This window comes from Marinospirillum sp. (genome assembly GCF_035271045.1).
Classification (GTDB): Bacteria; Pseudomonadota; Gammaproteobacteria; order Pseudomonadales; family Halomonadaceae; genus Marinospirillum.
Genome location: NZ_DATESC010000007.1, coordinates 111550 through 128882, shown reverse-complemented (window position 1 = coordinate 128882; position 17333 = coordinate 111550). Strand labels below are relative to the sequence as shown.

Sequence of the window (17333 nt, the reverse complement as noted above, 5' to 3'; positions counted from 1 at the left end):
TTATAAAGAATTAATTGAAAAGCAATATTTTATTACTATAAAAATACAAACTAATAGACACACTTAGGTTCAGGTCATACAGTGGCTGCGCTAGAATGAACAAGATCCATTGACTTGTATCATGGCTGGGAAAACCCAGCTCCTCGAAACTTGGCGCTGGATTCCTCCAAACTAACTGCTGTAATGGGAACCTGACATGAGCACAGCAATAGAACACTCTACCTATAATTATAAGGTGGTTCGGCAATTTGCCATAATGACCGTAGTCTGGGGCATCGTCGGTATGCTTGTCGGCGTCTGGATAGCGGCTCAATTGGCATGGCCACTTTTGAACTTTGACCTTCCTTGGACAAGCTTCGGACGTTTACGTCCGCTTCACACTAATGCAGTAATTTTTGCATTTGGTGGTTCAGCGTTATTTGCAACATCCTACTATGTTGTTCAGCGCACCTGTCAAGTACGTTTAATTTCAGACAAACTAGCCGCTTTCACCTTTTGGGGTTGGCAACTGGTTATCGTATTAGCAGCCATTACTTTGCCTTTAGGTTTAACGCAAAGCAAAGAGTACGCTGAGCTAATTTGGCCGATTGACGTACTGATCGCCATAGTTTGGGTAAGTTATGCAGCCGTCTTTATCGGGACTATCTATAAGCGCAAAACCTCACACATTTATGTGGCTAACTGGTTTTTTGCTGCCTTTATCTTAACCGTTGCGGTATTGCACATTGTTAACAGTATGCAAATTCCTACTAGCCTTACTCACTCTTACTCTATCTATTCAGGTGCTACTGATGCGATGGTGCAGTGGTGGTACGGTCACAATGCTGTAGGTTTCTTCTTAACAGCAGGCTTCTTGGGCATGATGTACTACTTCGTACCTAAACAAGCAGAGCGTCCTGTTTACTCTTACCGCTTGTCAATCGTGCATTTCTGGGCGCTTATCTGTGTTTATATGTGGGCTGGTCCTCACCACCTTCACTACACAGCGCTTCCAGACTGGGCACAATCCATAGCAATGGTTATGTCTTTAATTCTACTAGCACCTTCTTGGGGCGGTATGATTAACGGTATGATGACGCTATCAGGTGCATGGCATAAGCTACGTACTGACCCTATCCTACGTTTCCTAGTGGTATCTTTGTCTTTCTATGGTATGTCTACCTTTGAAGGCCCAATGATGTCCATTAAAACCGTTAACGCCTTGTCTCACTACACTGACTGGACCATTGGTCACGTACACGCGGGTGCTTTAGGTTGGGTTGCAATGATTACTGTTGGCTCTATTTATCACATGATACCTAAACTATTTGGCAGAAAAGATATGCACTCCGTTGATTTAATTAACGTGCATTTCTGGCTATCTACCGTTGGTACGGTTCTCTACATTACTTCTATGTGGGTAAACGGCATCATGCAAGGTCTAATGTGGCGTGCAGTTAATGCTGACGGTACTTTGATGTACACCTTCATTGAATCAGTTGAAGCAAGTCATCCTGGCTTTATCGTTCGCTGGTTAGGTGGTGTTCTGTGGCTAGCGGGTATGCTGATTATGGCTTACAACGTCTACATGACTGTGTCTGATAAGACTTCTAAGAAAGTCGCGGCACAAACAGCCTAATGAAGGGGTTAGCTGAATGAAACACGAAATAGTAGAAAAGAACGTTGGCTTGATGATGGTTCTTATCTTGGTCGTAATCAGTTTTGGTGGTCTTGTTGAGATTACCCCACTGTTTTTCCAAGAAGCAACCACTAAACCAGTTGAAGGCTTAAAACCACTCAATGCGTTGCAGCTTGAAGGTCGTGATGTTTATGTGCGCGAAGGTTGCTACACCTGTCACTCACAAATGATTCGTCCTTTCCGTGCTGAAACTGAACGTTATGGTCACTACTCGGTAGCGGGTGAGTTCGTTTACGATCACCCTTTCCAGTGGGGCTCTAAGCGTACCGGTCCAGACTTAGCACGTGTGGGTGGTCGTTACAGTGATGACTGGCATTATGCTCACCTTTACAACCCGCGGGATGTAGTGCCTGAATCAATTATGCCTACTTACGGTTGGATGAATAACGCCAAAGTTGATGGTAGCAAAACAGCCACCAAAATGGAGCGTTTAAGAATGGTGGGCGTGCCTTATACCGATGAGGACATCGCTGGTGCTCAACAGTCTATTAATGGCAAGCAAGAAGGAAACAACCTAGTTGCTTACTCAGAAATGGACGCACTTGTTGCTTACTTACAACAATTGGGCACTGTCCTAAAAGACGCAAGGTAAGGTTATGGATATCAACGTTTTTCGTGGCCTAATGTCAGCCGTTCTACTATTAGCCTTTATTGGTGTCATTGTTTGGGCCTATAGTAAAAACCAAAAGAAATCTTTTGACGAGGCAGCTAACCTGCCTTTTGCTGACGATGCCACAGACGCAAAACCTAACCAAGACGCAAGCTCATCACTGGAGAATAAAAAACATGTTTAGCCAAGACATGAGCGGTTTCTGGAGCCTGTGGATTACGGTAATCACCCTTGGTGTGATTGCTTTCTGCTGGTGGCTTCTTAATGGAAACCGCACAACCGATAAAGCCCCGATGGCTAATGGTGAAGTTGAAACCACTGGTCACGCCGCTGATGGTATCGAAGAATATGACAATCCACTGCCTCGTTGGTGGTTTCTTATGTTCGTCAGCACCATTGTTTTTGGTCTTTGCTACCTAGCGCTTTACCCTGGCTTAGGTAACTTTAAAGGCGTATTAGGCTGGACTTCAGTTGGTCAATGGAATGACGAAATAGCACACGCTGAAGAATTTTATGCGCCTATTTTTGATCAATACGCTCAGCATGACATTCAAACCCTAGCCAATGACCCTGAAGCAATGCAAGTTGCTAATCGTCTATTCCAAAACAACTGTGCCGTTTGTCATGGTTCTTCTGGTCGTGGCGGCTATGGCTTTCCTAACCTAACCAACAATAGCTGGTTGTATGGTGGTGACGCTGAAACCATTCGTCATACCATCATTAATGGCCGTAATGGTTTAATGCCTGCTTGGATTGATATGTTAGGTGATGAAGGTGTAGACACCATGTCTAACTATGTTTTAAGCCTTTCAGGTTTAGATCATAATGTAGCCAAAGCACAAGAAGCAGCACCTATGTTCCAAGCTATCTGCTCTTCTTGTCACGGTGTTGACGGTAAAGGCAGTGCAGCAATGGGCATAGATAGCATAGGCGCACCTAACTTAACCGCTAACACCTGGTTGTACCTACAACCCGGTCAAAGTGTTTATGATTCAGTTAGCTACACCCTACGCCACGGTCGTAATGGTTTAATGCCTGCACAAGCAACCTACCTAGACTATGGTGTTGAAATACCGGCAAATGTTAATGCGCTTTCTACACAAGAAAAAGCAGCACTAATGCCAAAACTTCATCTAGTAACGGCTTATATTTATAGCCTAAACCAAGGTAAGTAAGTACTAACATTAGGGAATGCGGCAGGCTGCCGCATTCCCTTTTGCTTTTTACTAGCGGATAGTAGCTCAAGTATAAAAATAGCATCTTTAATAAGAAAACCTCCATTTATGTTAAGTAAATCAAAGGTTTCACCGCTTACCGTAAAGCTAACTCCAGCCTGGTGATGATTGAATGACTGATAAAATTCCTACCCAAGATATAACGCCTGTTGATGCAGGTAAAAAGCGCAAATCTCCAACCAATAACAATTCAGCAGATGAGCTTTATGCTCGACGTAAACACATTTATGTGAAACGAGTTCAGGGTTTGTTTCAAAAACTACGTGCATCTGCAAGCTGGGTTTTATTAGCCGGTTTTTTTCTAGCGTCTTTTATGACCTATGAAGGTCGGCAAGCCCTTCTTTTCGATTTACCCAATCGCCAATTTCATTTTTTTGGTACAACTATTTTCCCACATGACTTTATGTTGTTGGCATGGCTACTGATTATTTTAGCCTTTGTACTTTTTTTTGTTACTAATTTTGCAGGCCGTGTTTGGTGTGGTTATAGCTGCCCACAGTTTGTTTGGACTTGGATCTTTATTTTTGTTGAAGACAAACTAGAAGGCAGCCCTAACCAACGTAAAAAACTAGATAAAGCCCCGTGGTCAGCCAATAAACTACTACGCAAAGGCGGTAAACACCTTATTTGGTTAATGATTGCTGTCGTAACAGGCATTGCCTTCTTAGGTTACTTTTCACCAATCCGCGAGCTTATTCCCCGTGTATTCACCCTAGACTTAGGGCCGTGGGAAGGTTTTTGGATGGGGTTTTTTATATTTTTTACTTATTTATTTGCTGGTTGGCTGCGTGAACAAGTGTGTATTTATATGTGTCCTTACGCACGCTTTCAAGCAGTCATGTTTGATAAAGACACTTTAATTGTTTCTTATGATGAAGCCCGTGGCGAACCTCGTGGTAGTCGCAAAAAATCAGCTGACCCTAAAGCACTAAACCTAGGCTCATGTATCGACTGTGATCTTTGTGTACAAGTCTGCCCAGTGGGTATTGATATTCGCAACGGTCTACAATACGAATGCATCAGTTGTGCTGCTTGTATTGATGCTTGCGATCAGGTTATGGATAAGATGAATTATCCGCGCGGTTTAATTAGCTACACCACTGAAGAACGCTTGGCGGGTCGTACCACTAAATTTTTACGCCCACGCTTAATCGGTTACTTTATTGTGCTAATGGCGATGTCAATTGCATTTATTATTGCAGTCAGTGGTCGTGTACCGCTAGAGCTTGAAGTATTACGTGACCGTAACCAGTTATTCCGCATGACCAACACAGGTCAGGTTGAAAACAGCTACTTAATCCGTATTGCTAACATGGATCAAAAACCGCATACCTACGCGTTAAGTTTACGCGATGCCAAAGGAATCAAGCTGGATGCAGTTCCCATATTTAGTCTGGCTGGTGGTGAGGTTCGTCAGTTCCCTATTCAGTTATTGGGTGATCTTACGCAACTTCCACAACTTCCTGCGGTCGATATAAAAGTTCACCTTGTATCACAAGATGACTCCAGCATCCAACGTACACGCGATTCTCGCTTCATTATAAGGCAGGCCCGTTAATGAGCAGTAATTTAAACGATCAACAACCTTGGTACAAAAACAGCATGGTTTGGCTGGCATTTTCGCCAGCCATTGCTGGCGTTTTCACCGGCTTAACGCTGCTAGTCGTAGGTTCTATCAATTACGATGGCACAGTCCACGAAGACTATTACAAGCAAGGCCGCATTATCAATCAAGCTTTTGATAAAGATCGATTAGCCCAAGCTAAAAATCTTCAAGCCGACTTAACTTTTGGCCAAGATAAACTCGAACTAGCATTAACCGGAAAGCTAGAAACTTATCCCGATCAACTGCTTGTGTTAATGGAAAACCCAACCCGCTCTTCTTTGGATTTTTCAGTTCCAGTGCAACATTTAGGTTCTGGTCGCTACCTTGGCAACCTACCACAAAAAATAGCGTATGATTGGGACGTAAAACTTTACGGGCCGCAACAGGAATGGCGACTTTATGGTCGTGGGCATTTCCCTTTGCAGCAACCCCTAAGCCTCTTGCCCAGCAAGCGCTAAATTCTAGCCAGTAAGCAGCTAGCTAACTAAATCAAGTTTAATTAGCTAGTCGCTTATCGGCTGTTTGGAATGAATCACCATGTCACAGGAATCCTGTTTTCACTGCGGTGAACCTGTTCCCAGCAATAGCCGCTTTAGCGTCACCGTTAACGATAAAACAGAGCAACTTTGCTGCCCAGGTTGCGAAGCAGTAGCCAATGCCATTGTTTTTGGTGGCTTAGAAAGTTACTACAAATTTCGTACCGAACTCCCACCACGTCCTGAATTAAGCGAAACTGAACTTGCTGAGCTGCAAGTTTATGATGCACCAGAGCTTTTACAAGAATTTGTTCACCGTAATGAAAGTGGCATAGCTGAAGCAACGCTAGCCATTGATGGTATCACTTGTGCTGCTTGTGCTTGGCTAATTGAAAACCAAATTAATAGCCTAGAAGGTGTTGAATACACCGGCGTTAATTTAAGCGCACAAAGAGCCACGCTGCGCTGGGACATGAACAAACTTCCTTTTAGTAAACTTTTAGCTGAATTCAAATCCATCGGTTATAGCGCTCAACCTTGGCAAGCCAATGAACAGCAACAAAAGTTAGAAAAAGAACAAAAAACCGCTATACGCCGGTTAATTGTTGCTGCCATAGGTTCTATGCAAGCAATGATGTTTGGTATTTCTTTAGAAGCCGGTGTGCTTGCTAACTTTATGGAACCTGAGCTTCTTATACTGTTTCAATGGCTGTCTTTTTTTGTGACTACACCCGTAGTGGTCTATTCCGCTTGGCCTTTCTTTAAAAGTGCTTTAAATGAGCTAAAAAATCGCCGTCTTAATATGGACGTACCCGTTTCACTAGCCATAGGTTTGGGCTATACCGCCAGTGTTTGGGCATTATTAACCGGAACAGGCGAACTACACTTTTATGCCATCGCCATGTTTAGCTTTTTTCTTTTATTTGGTCGCTACATAGAAATGCGTACTCGCCACCGTATTGGTAATGCGGGTAATGCGCTACAAGATTTAATCCCTCAAGCGGCGATTTTATTGGATGAAAATCAACAAGAAGTTTATTTACCCAGCCGCAATCTTAAAGTGGGCGATCTAATTCTAGTCAAACCTGGGCATACTTTGCCAATTGATGGCGTTATTGTTAGCGGCCATTCCAGCGTAAACCAAGCCACTATGACGGGTGAGTATTTACCCGTTGCCTGCTACCCAGGCCATCAAGTTTTAGCAGGCACGCAAAACATTGATAGTCCTTTAACCGTGCGTGTTGAAAAAACTGGACAGGATGTGCGCCTTGCCAGCATTTCACGCCTTAGCGAACGTGCTTTAGCTGAAAAACCCCGTATAGCAAGCCTTGCTAACAAAGTTTCTAGCTATTTTGTAGGGGCATTGCTAATTATTTCAGTAGTCGTGTTTACCGTTTGGTTAGGCATAGATTCTTCGCGTGCGTTTTGGGTATTAGTAGCTTTATTAGTTGTCACCTGCCCCTGCGCTTTGGCATTAGCAACGCCTACAGCACTGGCGGTGGCTAACTCAACCTTGGCAAGGCAAGGCGTATTAATCACCCGTGGTCATGTATTAGAAGGTTTAGCCAAAGCCGACCACATTATTTTTGATAAAACGGGCACTTTAACCGAAGGGCGCTTAGAGCTTAAATCAGTCCACTGGCTAGCCGCAAAAGATGACCCACGCCAAACTCAGATTAAACGCTATGCAGCAGCGCTAGAAGCGCAATCAGAACACCCTATTGCGCGTGCTTTTGCAGAAATGCGTGACCCTGATTTAACCGCAGAAGCCATTCAAGCTTTCACAGGAAAAGGTTTAAGTGGCAAAATTACTGGGCAGGAATACCGTTTAGGCCGTGCCGATTTTGCTTGGACTCAAGAAGTTTTAACCCCACCTAAACAAGAAGGTCAATGGCTGTTGTTTGCTGATAACCAAGCACCGCTGTGCTGGTTTCGGTTAAGCGATCAACTGCGCCCCGACACTAAAACCATGCTGAAAGCACTACAAACAATGGGTATTACCTTTGAGCTGCTGTCAGGCGATCAGGAAGGTTCAGTACAAAGTATCGCTAATGAACTCGGCATAACGCACTACACAGCCAGCGCTACGCCTGAACGAAAATTAGAAAAACTGCGCGAACTACAAAAGCAGGGCAAACAAATCATTATGGTGGGTGATGGTGTCAACGACGTGCCAGTATTGGCAGGAGCGCAAGTTTCAATCGCTATGGGCGATGCTACTGACCTAGCAAAAACCAGTGCCGACACACTACTGCTTTCTAGCCACTTAATTAAAATCCCTCAAGCCATTCAAAAAGCACGCATGACCAACCGAATCATAAAGCAAAACTTAATGCTATCTTTGGTCTATAACCTAATTGCTTTACCCGCTGCCAGTATGGGTTTAGTACCACCGTGGTTAGCAGCAGTAGGCATGACCAGTAGCTCATTACTGGTGGTTTTAAATGCTTTACGTTTACGCGACAAAGCCAATGAACAACGCCTGAGCGAACAAAAACAGCAAGTAAAAACTCAGCAATCAACTAAAAATACTTGAGAAAAAACCCATGAATATATTATTTTTGCTGATTCCGCTCTCGCTGGTGCTGCTTAGCCTAGCCATTTGGGCTTTCTTTTGGGCGGTTAAAAACAACCAATTTGAAGACCTTGAAGGACCCGCCTATTCAATACTATTTGATGACGATGAACCCAAGCACAACGAAACTAAGGCTGATAAATCCTGCGATCCAAGCGATCCAAGTAAACAATGACTGAATTACTCACCACTGGCTTAATTACAGCTTTTATCGCTGGCTTATTAGGGGGTGGTCACTGCATTGGTATGTGTGGTGGTATTGTGAGTGCATTAACGTTTGCTTTACCGCCCAGTCGCCGCCACCCGTTACGCATTGCTGTATTAATGCTGACCTACAACTTAGGGCGCATAACCAGCTATGTATTAGCAGGAATAATAATCGGTGGCTTAGGTCAGCTGCTGATTGGTGAAATTAAAGCCATTACCCAAATGCTAAGCTGGTTAGCCGTATTAATGCTGGTGCTGATGGCTTTTTATGTCGGCCAATGGTGGACAGGACTAACCCGTGTTGAAGCGTTAGGCAAATACCTATGGCGCTACCTAGAACCGCTGGGACGCAAGCTAATGCCGGTACAAAACCCAGTACAAGCCTTACTAATTGGCTTAATTTGGGGATGGTTGCCCTGCGGATTAGTTTATTCCATGCTGCTGTTAGCGCTAAGCAGCGGCAGTAGTTTAAATGGTGGTTTATTAATGCTGGCATTTGGATTAGGTACGTTACCCACCTTGCTAGCAACAGGTGCAGCGGCTAGGCAACTGACTGCATTATTGCGCCAGCGTTTATGGCGACAAATGTCGGCCTTATTACTCTTAGGTTTTGCCGGTTGGTTGGCTTGGCCTTTAATCAGTTAATCCATGTCTAATCAATCAATAGAGGCGTAACCATGAGCCAAGCAAACCTTAAAAATTTTGAATGGAATTCCAAGCTAGTTGACCGCTACAATCTAGCTGGCCCTCGTTACACTTCTTATCCTACCGCACCGCAGTTTCACGAAGATTTTAAGTCCAACCAATTTATTCAAGCCTTGACTAACAGCAATGCCACTGCTGCACCTTTATCGCTGTATTTTCACATTCCTTTTTGTGCAAAAATTTGTTTTTACTGTGGCTGCAACAAAATTGCCACCCGCGATACAGGCCGTTGCGAACCTTATTTAGAACACCTTATTAAAGAAATGGACTTGGTTGCCAAACACCTAGATACCAGTCGCCAAGTTAACCAACTGCATTGGGGCGGTGGTACACCTACTTTTTTATCTCACGAACAAATGCGCGAGTTAATGCTAGAAACGCGTAAGCGCTTTAATTTACGCGATGATGACTTAGGTGATTATTCGATTGAAATTGATCCACGAGAAATACAGTCAGATACCCTAGCCCTGCTTAGAGAAATTGGCTTTAATCGCGTTAGCTTTGGCTTACAAGATTTAAACCCTAAAGTGCAAGAAGCCGTCAACCGCATACAACCTAGAGAAATGACCGAAGGGGCTATTATTCAAGCGCGTGAGCTAGGCTTTCGTTCGCTTAATTTAGATTTAATCTATGGTCTACCGCATCAAACACCAGCATCGTTTACTGCAACACTAGAAGAAGTCATAGAAATTAACCCAGACCGCTTATCAATTTTTAATTACGCCCATATGCCAGAACGTTTTAAGCCACAACGCAGAATTAATGCAGCCGATTTGCCCAGCCCAGAACAAAAACTGCAAATGCTTGAGCAAAGCATTACGCGCCTAGTGGAAGCAGGCTATGTATTTATTGGTATGGATCACTTTGCCAAACCTGAAGATAGCCTTGCTATAGCGCAGCAAGAAAGCCGTTTACACCGCAATTTTCAAGGCTACACCACCCATTCTGAGTGCGACTTAATTGCTATGGGTACGTCTTCCATTAGCCAAATCGGTTCTACTTACGCACAAAATGATTACGACACCCAAAGCTATGAAAGCAAAATTGCCCAAGGGCATTTTTCAACCATTAAAGGTATGACTCTGAGCAGCGATGACCTAATTCGCCGTGCCGCTATTAATCAGCTTATTTGTCATTTTCACTTAGATGGTAATGCCTTTGGTAAAAGGTACAGCATCAATTTTGCTGAATACTTTGCTAAAGAGCGAGTTGGCTTAAAACAACATCAAGCGGATGGATTACTTAATATCGAAAATAATGTGCTGAAAATCACACCAGCAGGACGCTTACTGATTCGCAGCATCTGCATGGTTTTTGATGCTTATTTAGATCAAAATTTAATTGGTAAAGCTTTTTCAAGAATTATCTAATTGATCATGCCTTAACATTAAGTCTTAGGTCTATAAGAAAGCACCCTAGCTTAATTGCCTTGTTATCTTACTCATGGTAAAACTACTTGAGTTAAGTCAAGTTTTTAATTAGGAGGGTAGGGTGATTAACAGCCGATTACAAAAAAAAGGAAGTTGTCAGAACTTAAATAAAGAAACACGTTGCATGACCTGTAGTTTAAGTTCGCTCTGCCTGCCTTTATCGCTAAATTTAGAAGATATTGACCAGTTAGATAGCATTATAAAACGCCGTCAACCTTTAAAAAAAGGTGAACACTTGTTTCGTCAAGGCAATGCATTTGAATCGGTGTATGCAGTTAGATCAGGTAGCTTAAAAAACTACATTATGACCAATGATGGCGATGAACAAATTACTAATTTTCATTTACCCAGCGAGTTGGTAGGATTAGATGGTATTGATTGTATTGCCTACCCAGTGTCGGCAAAAGCGTTAGAAACAACAACCGTGTGCGAAATTCCTTATTCGCGCTTACAAGCGCTTTCTAATCAACTACCCGACTTACGTCGACAAATTTTTAGTTGTATGAGCAAAGAATTACGCGAAGACAAACAAATGATGCTGCTGCTATCTAAAAAGAATGCCGAACAAAGAGTGGCTACCTTTCTAGCCAACTTATCAGCGCGTTTTAAACGCCGTGGCTACTCGCCTTATACCTTTCGTTTACCCATGTCACGTAACGAAATAGGCAATTACTTAGGTTTAGCGGTTGAAACTGTTAGCCGTGTTTTTACCCGTTTTCAAAGCACTCAAATGATTGCAGTCAATGGAAAAGAAGTTCATATTACAGATAGACAACAATTATTAGAAGTTGCTGATTTAAACGACTATGATATAGAAATAGGCAATAAAGTTCTTGCCCAATAGCTGCATAGATACTGAACTATAATGGACTTACTTATAAAAAGAGGGCCTTGGTAATGCTTGATGAATTTTCACTTAAACAGCTAATTGAAACACATAAAGACTTCCCTAAAAAAGGAGCTAATACGCGTGATTTTTCAGCGCTATTAAATGAAACTGGCGCTTTACACTTTATTACCAGTGAGTTAGCCCAACGTTACCTGAACACTAAAATCAATCGTATTGTTGCACTTAAAGGCCGTGGCACTATGTTTGCTGCTGTGTTGGCTTATCGCCTTAACTTACCCTTAGTATTAATTAGAGACTTTGGTGAAGAACCTGGTGAAGTGCTATTTGAACGCGCACCCAGCACCAAAGGTGATAGAACATTAGAAATGCGCCAAGGTATGCTTAATGAAGGCGATCAGGTTCTTTTGTTTGATGATATTCTTGCTAGCGGTAGCAGCTTAATTGCGGCAACAACTTTAATACGCCGTCAAAAAGCCGAAGTGCATGAAATTGCAACATTAATAAACCTTCCCGACAGCGGTGGTAGCGAGCGACTTTTAGAGTTAGGTATAAGCGCTTACTCTATTATGGCTTTTGAAAATGAGTAACCATCAGTAAAGCGTTAAACTTCTACAGCCAGCGCATTGATGAGTTGAATTCTATCCATCAAAGCACTGGCTCTTTCTTCTTCTAAACCAGCAAAATCAAACACTTTAGTATCAGCTAATTGTGAAGGTGCAACATTTTGCAACGCATTGGCTATCGTTTCTAAACGCGCAGGAAACTGTTTTTCCCAATCGGCTAACATACCTTTAATCACTTGGCGTTGTAAGTTTTCTTGCGAACCACACAAATTACAAGGAATAATCGGAAAATCCATGTGTTCAGCAAAGGTAATAATGTCTTTTTCACGACTATAAGCCAACGGACGAATCACAATGTTCTTTTTATCGTCTGACAATAATTTGGGTGGCATCGACTTTAAACTACCACCAAAAAATAAATTCAAAAATAACGTTTCTAACATATCGTCTTTGTGATGACCTAAAGCTATTTTAGTCGCACCAATTTTTTCAGCAAAACCATATAAAGTACCACGACGCAAGCGTGAACAAAGCCCGCAAGTTGTTTTACCTTCAGGAATTTTCTCTTTAACAATGCTGTAGGTATCTTTTTCAACAATGTGGTAGGGAACACCAACCTGTTCTAAATAAGCAGGTAAAATATGCTCAGGAAAGCCGGGTTGTTTTTGATCTAAATTAACAGCAACCAACTCAAAATTAATAGGCGCACTTTTTTGCAATTGCATTAAAATATGCAAAAGCGCAAAAGAGTCTTTACCACCAGAAAGGCAGACCATAACCTTGTCACCTTCCTGTATCATGTTAAAGTTGGCAATCGCTTGACCCATTTCACGGCGTAAGCGTTTTTGTAATTTATTAAACTCTAATCGGGCCTTAGGAAGTAAATCTTGTGTAGTCATTACCAATCACCTAATAATCAAAACACGCAAGTTAACCAAAGTCTCCTACAATGTAAATGGGCTAAAACATTTTCTATCCTGTCTAGTCCTGCTAACATCCCCCAAATAGAAAAAAGATATTTAAGGCCAGCTAACTGATGACTGTGTTACAGGAAACTAGACTTTTTGAAGACCTAATTGAAGTTTTACGCGCTTTTCCAGAAGGCATTAATGAGCATACTCTACTAAAAGCGCTAGACGAAAAAGGAACTATAAATTTAGAAGCAGATACCTTTAGCAATAATGTGAAACTCTTTCGTACCCACTTTTTGCTTTACAATGCGCTTTACCAGTTAAGAGACGAATTATGGCAAACCTGTAAAGGGCACTTAGACATTACAGCGGTGCGCTTATGTCTACAAACTTACAACCCAGCTAGTCCAGCACTACAGCAGCATGATCCTATGCGTGACTATTACCTTGATATGGATATGTTAGAAAAAACCACGCAGCAAGACATAGAAACGGCCTTAAATAGCTTTTGGAAACGTTTACATGAAGAGTCCATCTTCAGTGGTGGTGGTTTAAAGGCTAAAGCCCTTAAAACCCTTGGCTTGTCCGAAGGTGTTTCCACTAAAGAAATTAAACTTAGCTACCGTAGACTTGCCATGCTGCACCATCCAGACCGAGGCGGTGATGCTGAACAACTACAAATCATTAATGAAGCAATGGAAGTGCTTCGCCCGCTGCTTAAATAATTTATGGAAAGTTATATTATGCGATTAAAACTTTTAATTCCTCTGCTTTTAACATTAAGTTCTTTTAATGCATTAGCAGCTAAAAACACTGCAGAACAAGCCATTGCAACTTATTACCACGCTTCAGTGCTTATGTATCACCACATTAGTACCAGCACACCACCCTCCACTAGCACCTCACCTGCTGATTTTATAAAGCACCTAGATATGCTAGAAAAAGATGGCTTTCAAGTTTGGCCGCTAGAACGGGTAGTACAACACTTAAAGCGCCGTCGCCCTATACCCGATAGAATAGCCGTTATTACTTTTGACGATGGTTATATTAGCGTTCACCAAGAAGCCTTGCCTATTTTAAAAGAGCGCCAACTGCCTTTTACTATTTTTGTAAATGCTGATTTAATTAATAAAAAACACCCACTTTATATGAGTTGGGAACAGCTTAAAGAAGCGCAACAAGCGGGTGGATTAATTGCCAACCACACGCTTAGCCATGCTTATTTAATTCGCAAACTAGATGATGAAAATGAGACTGATTGGCTAGCAAGAGTAAGTCACGAAATTGATAGTAATCAACAAGAAATCATCAAACATTTAGGCAGCGCACCAAAAATTCTTGCTTACCCTTACGGTGAATATAATTCTGAAATACAAAAGCTGGTTAAACAAATGGGCTATGTTGCTTTTGGACAGCAATCAGGTGCTGCTAACCCTTACACAGGCTTACTTGCGTTACCACGCTATGCAGCCAACGGCACGTCTGCTAACCCCAGTAGTTTAGCCACTAAACTTAATGCTCTACCCTTTCCATTAGTCAGCGAGCAACCTGAATCAACAGTATTAGATGGAAGTGAGCGCCGCCCTAGCTTAGTAATCACCCTACAACCAGGTGATTACTCAATCAAGCAACTTCGCTGCTATGGCCCAGACGCACAATTACTCTATATAAAAACCAAAAAACTAACCAATGACAACTTACAAATTACTATTAACTCAAATAAAGACCTAGCAACTGGACGACCACGTTATAATTGTACTGCGCCTCATATAACTGAAAACCGTTATTTTTGGTTTACTCGCCAATGGTTAATGCCTAAAGCAGACGGCAGTTGGTATAGCTTATAATTTTTAAGCAATAAACAACAAGCTAACCCAGCTACAAAAAACATAAATAAATACAAACAAAAAAGCCTTCAGAAAAGAAGGCTTTTAACTTAAATAAAGCGAGTTAACAAATAGTTTAAGCAGGTAAAGAATCTTTTAACAAACGCACATACATTAAGGCTGTGGTTATAGCATCACCTAAGGCGGTATGTCGCTGACCAACCATAGGCACATCTAGTTTTTTAGCAATAGTTTCAAACTTTAAATCGGGTTCTATATCGGGTGTTGCACGCTGCAGCTGTGTCATATAGCACTGCGACAACTCAATGGTTTTATTAGGCAAACTAAAGCCAAAACGGGGACGAATAAAACGATTCAACACGGCCATATCGTAACCTATGTTGTAACCCATAATAGGCCGGTTGCCCACAAACTCTAGCAACTGCTGCAAGGCATCGCCTAGAACCTCACCACCTAACAAATCTACACCACGAATGCGATGTATTTTAATTGAATCACCTGTTAGATTTTCAGGTTTTTGAAGCTTAATATCTAGCTTATCACTAGTTAAAACTTGATTACCTTTGATTTTGACTGCAGCAATAGAAACCAACTCAGCTTTTTGTGTATCTAAGCTAGTCATTTCACAATCTAAGGCAATAACTTCATCCCCAACGTAGGGTTCAAACATAAAGGAAAATTCACTATCTTTTTGGTGCCAGCGGTCTGTCGCTGTTATTATTGTTTTTAAGACCATTTTATTTACCTCTCAAGGTGATATCGATGGGTCATAACTGCTTTGAACTCTTTTACTAGGTGTAAAGCTTCACGTAATAAGTCTCTATCTAATTTATTTAAATTAACGGCAGAAATTAAGTTAGCTTCGTCATCATCAGCAGAACCCTCTGCTGCGCTTAACTGTTGCTGAAGACGAAGGTTACTCATAACAGCAAGTGCTTCAGCTAGGTTTTCAGCAAAATCCTTTTTAAGTACCTTTAATTCTGCTAGTTTTTCTAGGCGTATAAAAGTATTGGTTGCCTTGATTTTATTCTGTAATGCCATAGTACGTACACCATGCACTATTGGGAAAATGCCACCTTTTTTAATATCAATACCGTCGCCATGTTTTAAACCACCAAAGAAAGTTAGTGGTGTACTGAAGTTACGAATAGGCATAGCAAAGTAGGAATAGAACACATCATTACCTACTAGCTCGGTATAAAGGCTGTTTCTTACTCGTTTGAATAAATTAATATCACCAGCAATGGGCAGACCATCAATATAAATCGCTAAGTTCATTAGCCCTAAACTATCAACCTTACCACTCCATTTACTTAGGCGTTTTTTCCATTCACTTTCGGTCATTACCCATTCAGGGTTAGAGACCATTATTTTTCCTTTACAAAGCGGATAGCCAAAATCAAGCAAAGTTAGAGTGAACTTATCCATGTATTTTTGGCAATCTGGCCAGTGCAAATCATCGGCTAAAATTAAGGCATTATCTTGGTCAGTTTTTAACACCTGCTCGCCGCGACCTTCACTACCCATCACAATTAAACAAACCTTATTGTGGTATTCAACAGGAACAATATATTCAAATGCTTTAGCAATAATTCGACTATTCAAAGCGGCTAGTAGATCCATCGCAAAGCGTATTTTAACGCCCTGAGATACCAAGCCGCTAACTAGCGCAGTTGTGCCTCTGGCAGCCTGCGCCAGCTCATCTAAGCTAGTTGCTCGCTCAATTTGCAAGCCTATAACGTGTGATTGGCTAGAGAAGAAGCTGAGCACATCGGTTAGTTCAACCAAGCCTGCTAGCTCAGTACCATTAAACACAACCACTCGCTGAATTTTGTGGCGTGTCATTAAAACCAATGCACTAAAAAGGAAGTCTTCTGTTTGTACTGTAAAAAGATTGTAGCTAGCTAGTTCAGAAATATCGGTTGTTAAATCTAAATTATTTAACACCACGCCTTCAAGCAAGTCGGTTCGGGTAACCATGCCATATTCATTACCTTTACGAACCAGTAAACAGTCGGAATGCTGCTCACGCATGGTGCGCGTTGCTTCAAAGATAGTAACGCCTGAATCTAACACCACAGGCTCTCGTAAAACTGACTCGCCCACCTTAGCCATCATAAAGGCAGACATATCGCTACCGCCCTGTTGCTGGCTGCGACGACTTTCAATAATACGGGATTTTTCTGAGAGGCTATTTTGGAAATAAGCTGCAAAAGCAGGATTATTTTCCATTAAAGTTTCAAATATAGTTTTAGGAATTAACCAAGCGATGGTTTCTTCTAACGTTCGGAAGGTGTAGCGGCTGCTATCATTGATAATACTAATTGCACCAAATAAGTCTTCATGAGCATATTCACGAATAACGCCGCCATCAGAGTTATCTTGTAAACGTGGATCAACTTCTGCAACAGCACCTTTCATTACCACAAAAACATGATCGCTTGCTTGACCCATTTCAATAACAACTTCGTTTTTACTAAAATAGCCAATATCTAAGCGGATTAAAAGTTGCTGCTGTTCATCTTCAGTCAGTAAATCAAAAGGAGGGTGAGTGAGATCAAACTCATTGCTCATGGATCTTGTTCCTTATTATTATTCATGAGCAGGTTACGGAACATTAAGTGACCCGATCCTGCAGTC

The 17333-nt window shown here is 41.8% G+C and carries 17 protein-coding genes; 14 read left to right on the top strand and 3 right to left on the bottom strand.

The genetic code is table 11. The annotated features are described in order from the left end of the window. The first annotated feature begins 196 nt into the window (after positions 1 to 196). From ccoN to VJY63_RS03205, 12 genes are all read left to right on the top strand, one after another. The gene (ccoN, locus tag VJY63_RS03260) at positions 197 to 1618 is read left to right on the top strand and encodes a cytochrome-c oxidase, cbb3-type subunit I (RefSeq protein ID WP_324048306.1); all 1422 of its coding nucleotides are present in this window, start codon (positions 197 to 199) and stop codon (positions 1616 to 1618) included. A gap of 16 nt (positions 1619 to 1634) precedes the next feature. Continuing rightward, positions 1635 to 2270, top strand: a complete 636-nt coding sequence (ccoO, locus tag VJY63_RS03255) for a cytochrome-c oxidase, cbb3-type subunit II (RefSeq protein ID WP_324048305.1) — start codon at positions 1635 to 1637, stop codon at positions 2268 to 2270. A 4-nt stretch (positions 2271 to 2274) separates the two neighbouring features. Next, positions 2275 to 2472, top strand: a complete 198-nt coding sequence (locus VJY63_RS03250) for a cbb3-type cytochrome c oxidase subunit 3 (RefSeq protein WP_324048304.1) — start codon at positions 2275 to 2277, stop codon at positions 2470 to 2472. After that, the gene (ccoP, locus tag VJY63_RS03245; protein ID WP_324048442.1) at positions 2456 to 3463 is read left to right on the top strand and encodes a cytochrome-c oxidase, cbb3-type subunit III; all 1008 of its coding nucleotides are present in this window, start codon (positions 2456 to 2458) and stop codon (positions 3461 to 3463) included. Before VJY63_RS03250 ends, ccoP begins: the two co-directional genes overlap by 17 nt. 172 nt (positions 3464 to 3635) lie before the next feature. After that, positions 3636 to 5081: a cytochrome c oxidase accessory protein CcoG gene (ccoG, locus tag VJY63_RS03240; RefSeq protein WP_324048303.1), complete on the top strand. Its 1446-nt coding sequence runs from the start codon at positions 3636 to 3638 to the stop codon at positions 5079 to 5081. Further along, positions 5081 to 5587, top strand: a complete 507-nt coding sequence (locus VJY63_RS03235) for a FixH family protein (protein ID WP_324048302.1) — start codon at positions 5081 to 5083, stop codon at positions 5585 to 5587. The genes ccoG and VJY63_RS03235 overlap by 1 nt, the downstream gene beginning before the upstream one ends. Before the next feature lie 79 nt (positions 5588 to 5666). After that, positions 5667 to 8141 (top strand): heavy metal translocating P-type ATPase, encoded by a 2475-nt coding sequence (locus VJY63_RS03230; RefSeq protein ID WP_324048301.1) that lies wholly within the window; start codon positions 5667 to 5669, stop codon positions 8139 to 8141. A 10-nt stretch (positions 8142 to 8151) separates the two neighbouring features. Then, complete coding sequence (ccoS, locus tag VJY63_RS03225; protein ID WP_324048300.1) at positions 8152 to 8355, top strand: cbb3-type cytochrome oxidase assembly protein CcoS; 204 nt, start codon at positions 8152 to 8154, stop codon at positions 8353 to 8355. Further along, the gene (locus VJY63_RS03220) at positions 8352 to 9032 is read left to right on the top strand and encodes a sulfite exporter TauE/SafE family protein (protein ID WP_324048299.1); all 681 of its coding nucleotides are present in this window, start codon (positions 8352 to 8354) and stop codon (positions 9030 to 9032) included. The genes ccoS and VJY63_RS03220 overlap by 4 nt, the downstream gene beginning before the upstream one ends. A 32-nt stretch (positions 9033 to 9064) precedes the next feature. Further along, positions 9065 to 10462, top strand: a complete 1398-nt coding sequence (gene hemN / locus VJY63_RS03215; RefSeq protein ID WP_324048298.1) for an oxygen-independent coproporphyrinogen III oxidase — start codon at positions 9065 to 9067, stop codon at positions 10460 to 10462. A gap of 124 nt (positions 10463 to 10586) precedes the next feature. Beyond that, the gene (fnr, locus tag VJY63_RS03210; RefSeq protein ID WP_414674808.1) at positions 10587 to 11366 is read left to right on the top strand and encodes a fumarate/nitrate reduction transcriptional regulator Fnr; all 780 of its coding nucleotides are present in this window, start codon (positions 10587 to 10589) and stop codon (positions 11364 to 11366) included. Between the two features lie 53 nt (positions 11367 to 11419). Continuing rightward, a complete protein-coding gene (locus tag VJY63_RS03205) occupies positions 11420 to 11959 on the top strand; it encodes a purine phosphoribosyltransferase family protein (protein ID WP_324048296.1) in 540 nt (179 codons plus the stop codon). A 14-nt stretch (positions 11960 to 11973) separates the two neighbouring features. Here the strand turns inward: VJY63_RS03205 and ttcA are convergent, their stop codons facing one another. Then, the gene (ttcA, locus tag VJY63_RS03200; RefSeq protein WP_324048295.1) at positions 11974 to 12834 is read right to left on the bottom strand and encodes a tRNA 2-thiocytidine(32) synthetase TtcA; all 861 of its coding nucleotides are present in this window, start codon (positions 12832 to 12834) and stop codon (positions 11974 to 11976) included. A gap of 137 nt (positions 12835 to 12971) precedes the next feature. Between ttcA and VJY63_RS03195 the strand changes: the two genes are divergently transcribed. Together VJY63_RS03195 and VJY63_RS03190 are read left to right on the top strand one after the other, a co-directional pair. Next, positions 12972 to 13571, top strand: a complete 600-nt coding sequence (locus tag VJY63_RS03195; protein WP_324048294.1) for a DNA-J related domain-containing protein — start codon at positions 12972 to 12974, stop codon at positions 13569 to 13571. Positions 13572 to 13589: 18 nt separating this feature from the next. Continuing rightward, complete coding sequence (locus VJY63_RS03190) at positions 13590 to 14693, top strand: polysaccharide deacetylase family protein (RefSeq protein ID WP_324048293.1); 1104 nt, start codon at positions 13590 to 13592, stop codon at positions 14691 to 14693. A gap of 115 nt (positions 14694 to 14808) precedes the next feature. On the opposite strand, the gene VJY63_RS03185 is transcribed toward VJY63_RS03190, so the two are convergent. Together VJY63_RS03185 and VJY63_RS03180 are read right to left on the bottom strand one after the other, a co-directional pair. After that, positions 14809 to 15429, bottom strand: coding sequence for a 3'-5' exonuclease (locus tag VJY63_RS03185; protein ID WP_324048292.1), 621 nt, complete (start codon positions 15427 to 15429; stop codon positions 14809 to 14811). Positions 15430 to 15434: 5 nt separating this feature from the next. Next, positions 15435 to 17267, bottom strand: a complete 1833-nt coding sequence (locus VJY63_RS03180) for a DUF294 nucleotidyltransferase-like domain-containing protein (RefSeq protein WP_324048291.1) — start codon at positions 17265 to 17267, stop codon at positions 15435 to 15437. Between the last annotated feature and the right edge of the window lie 66 nt (positions 17268 to 17333).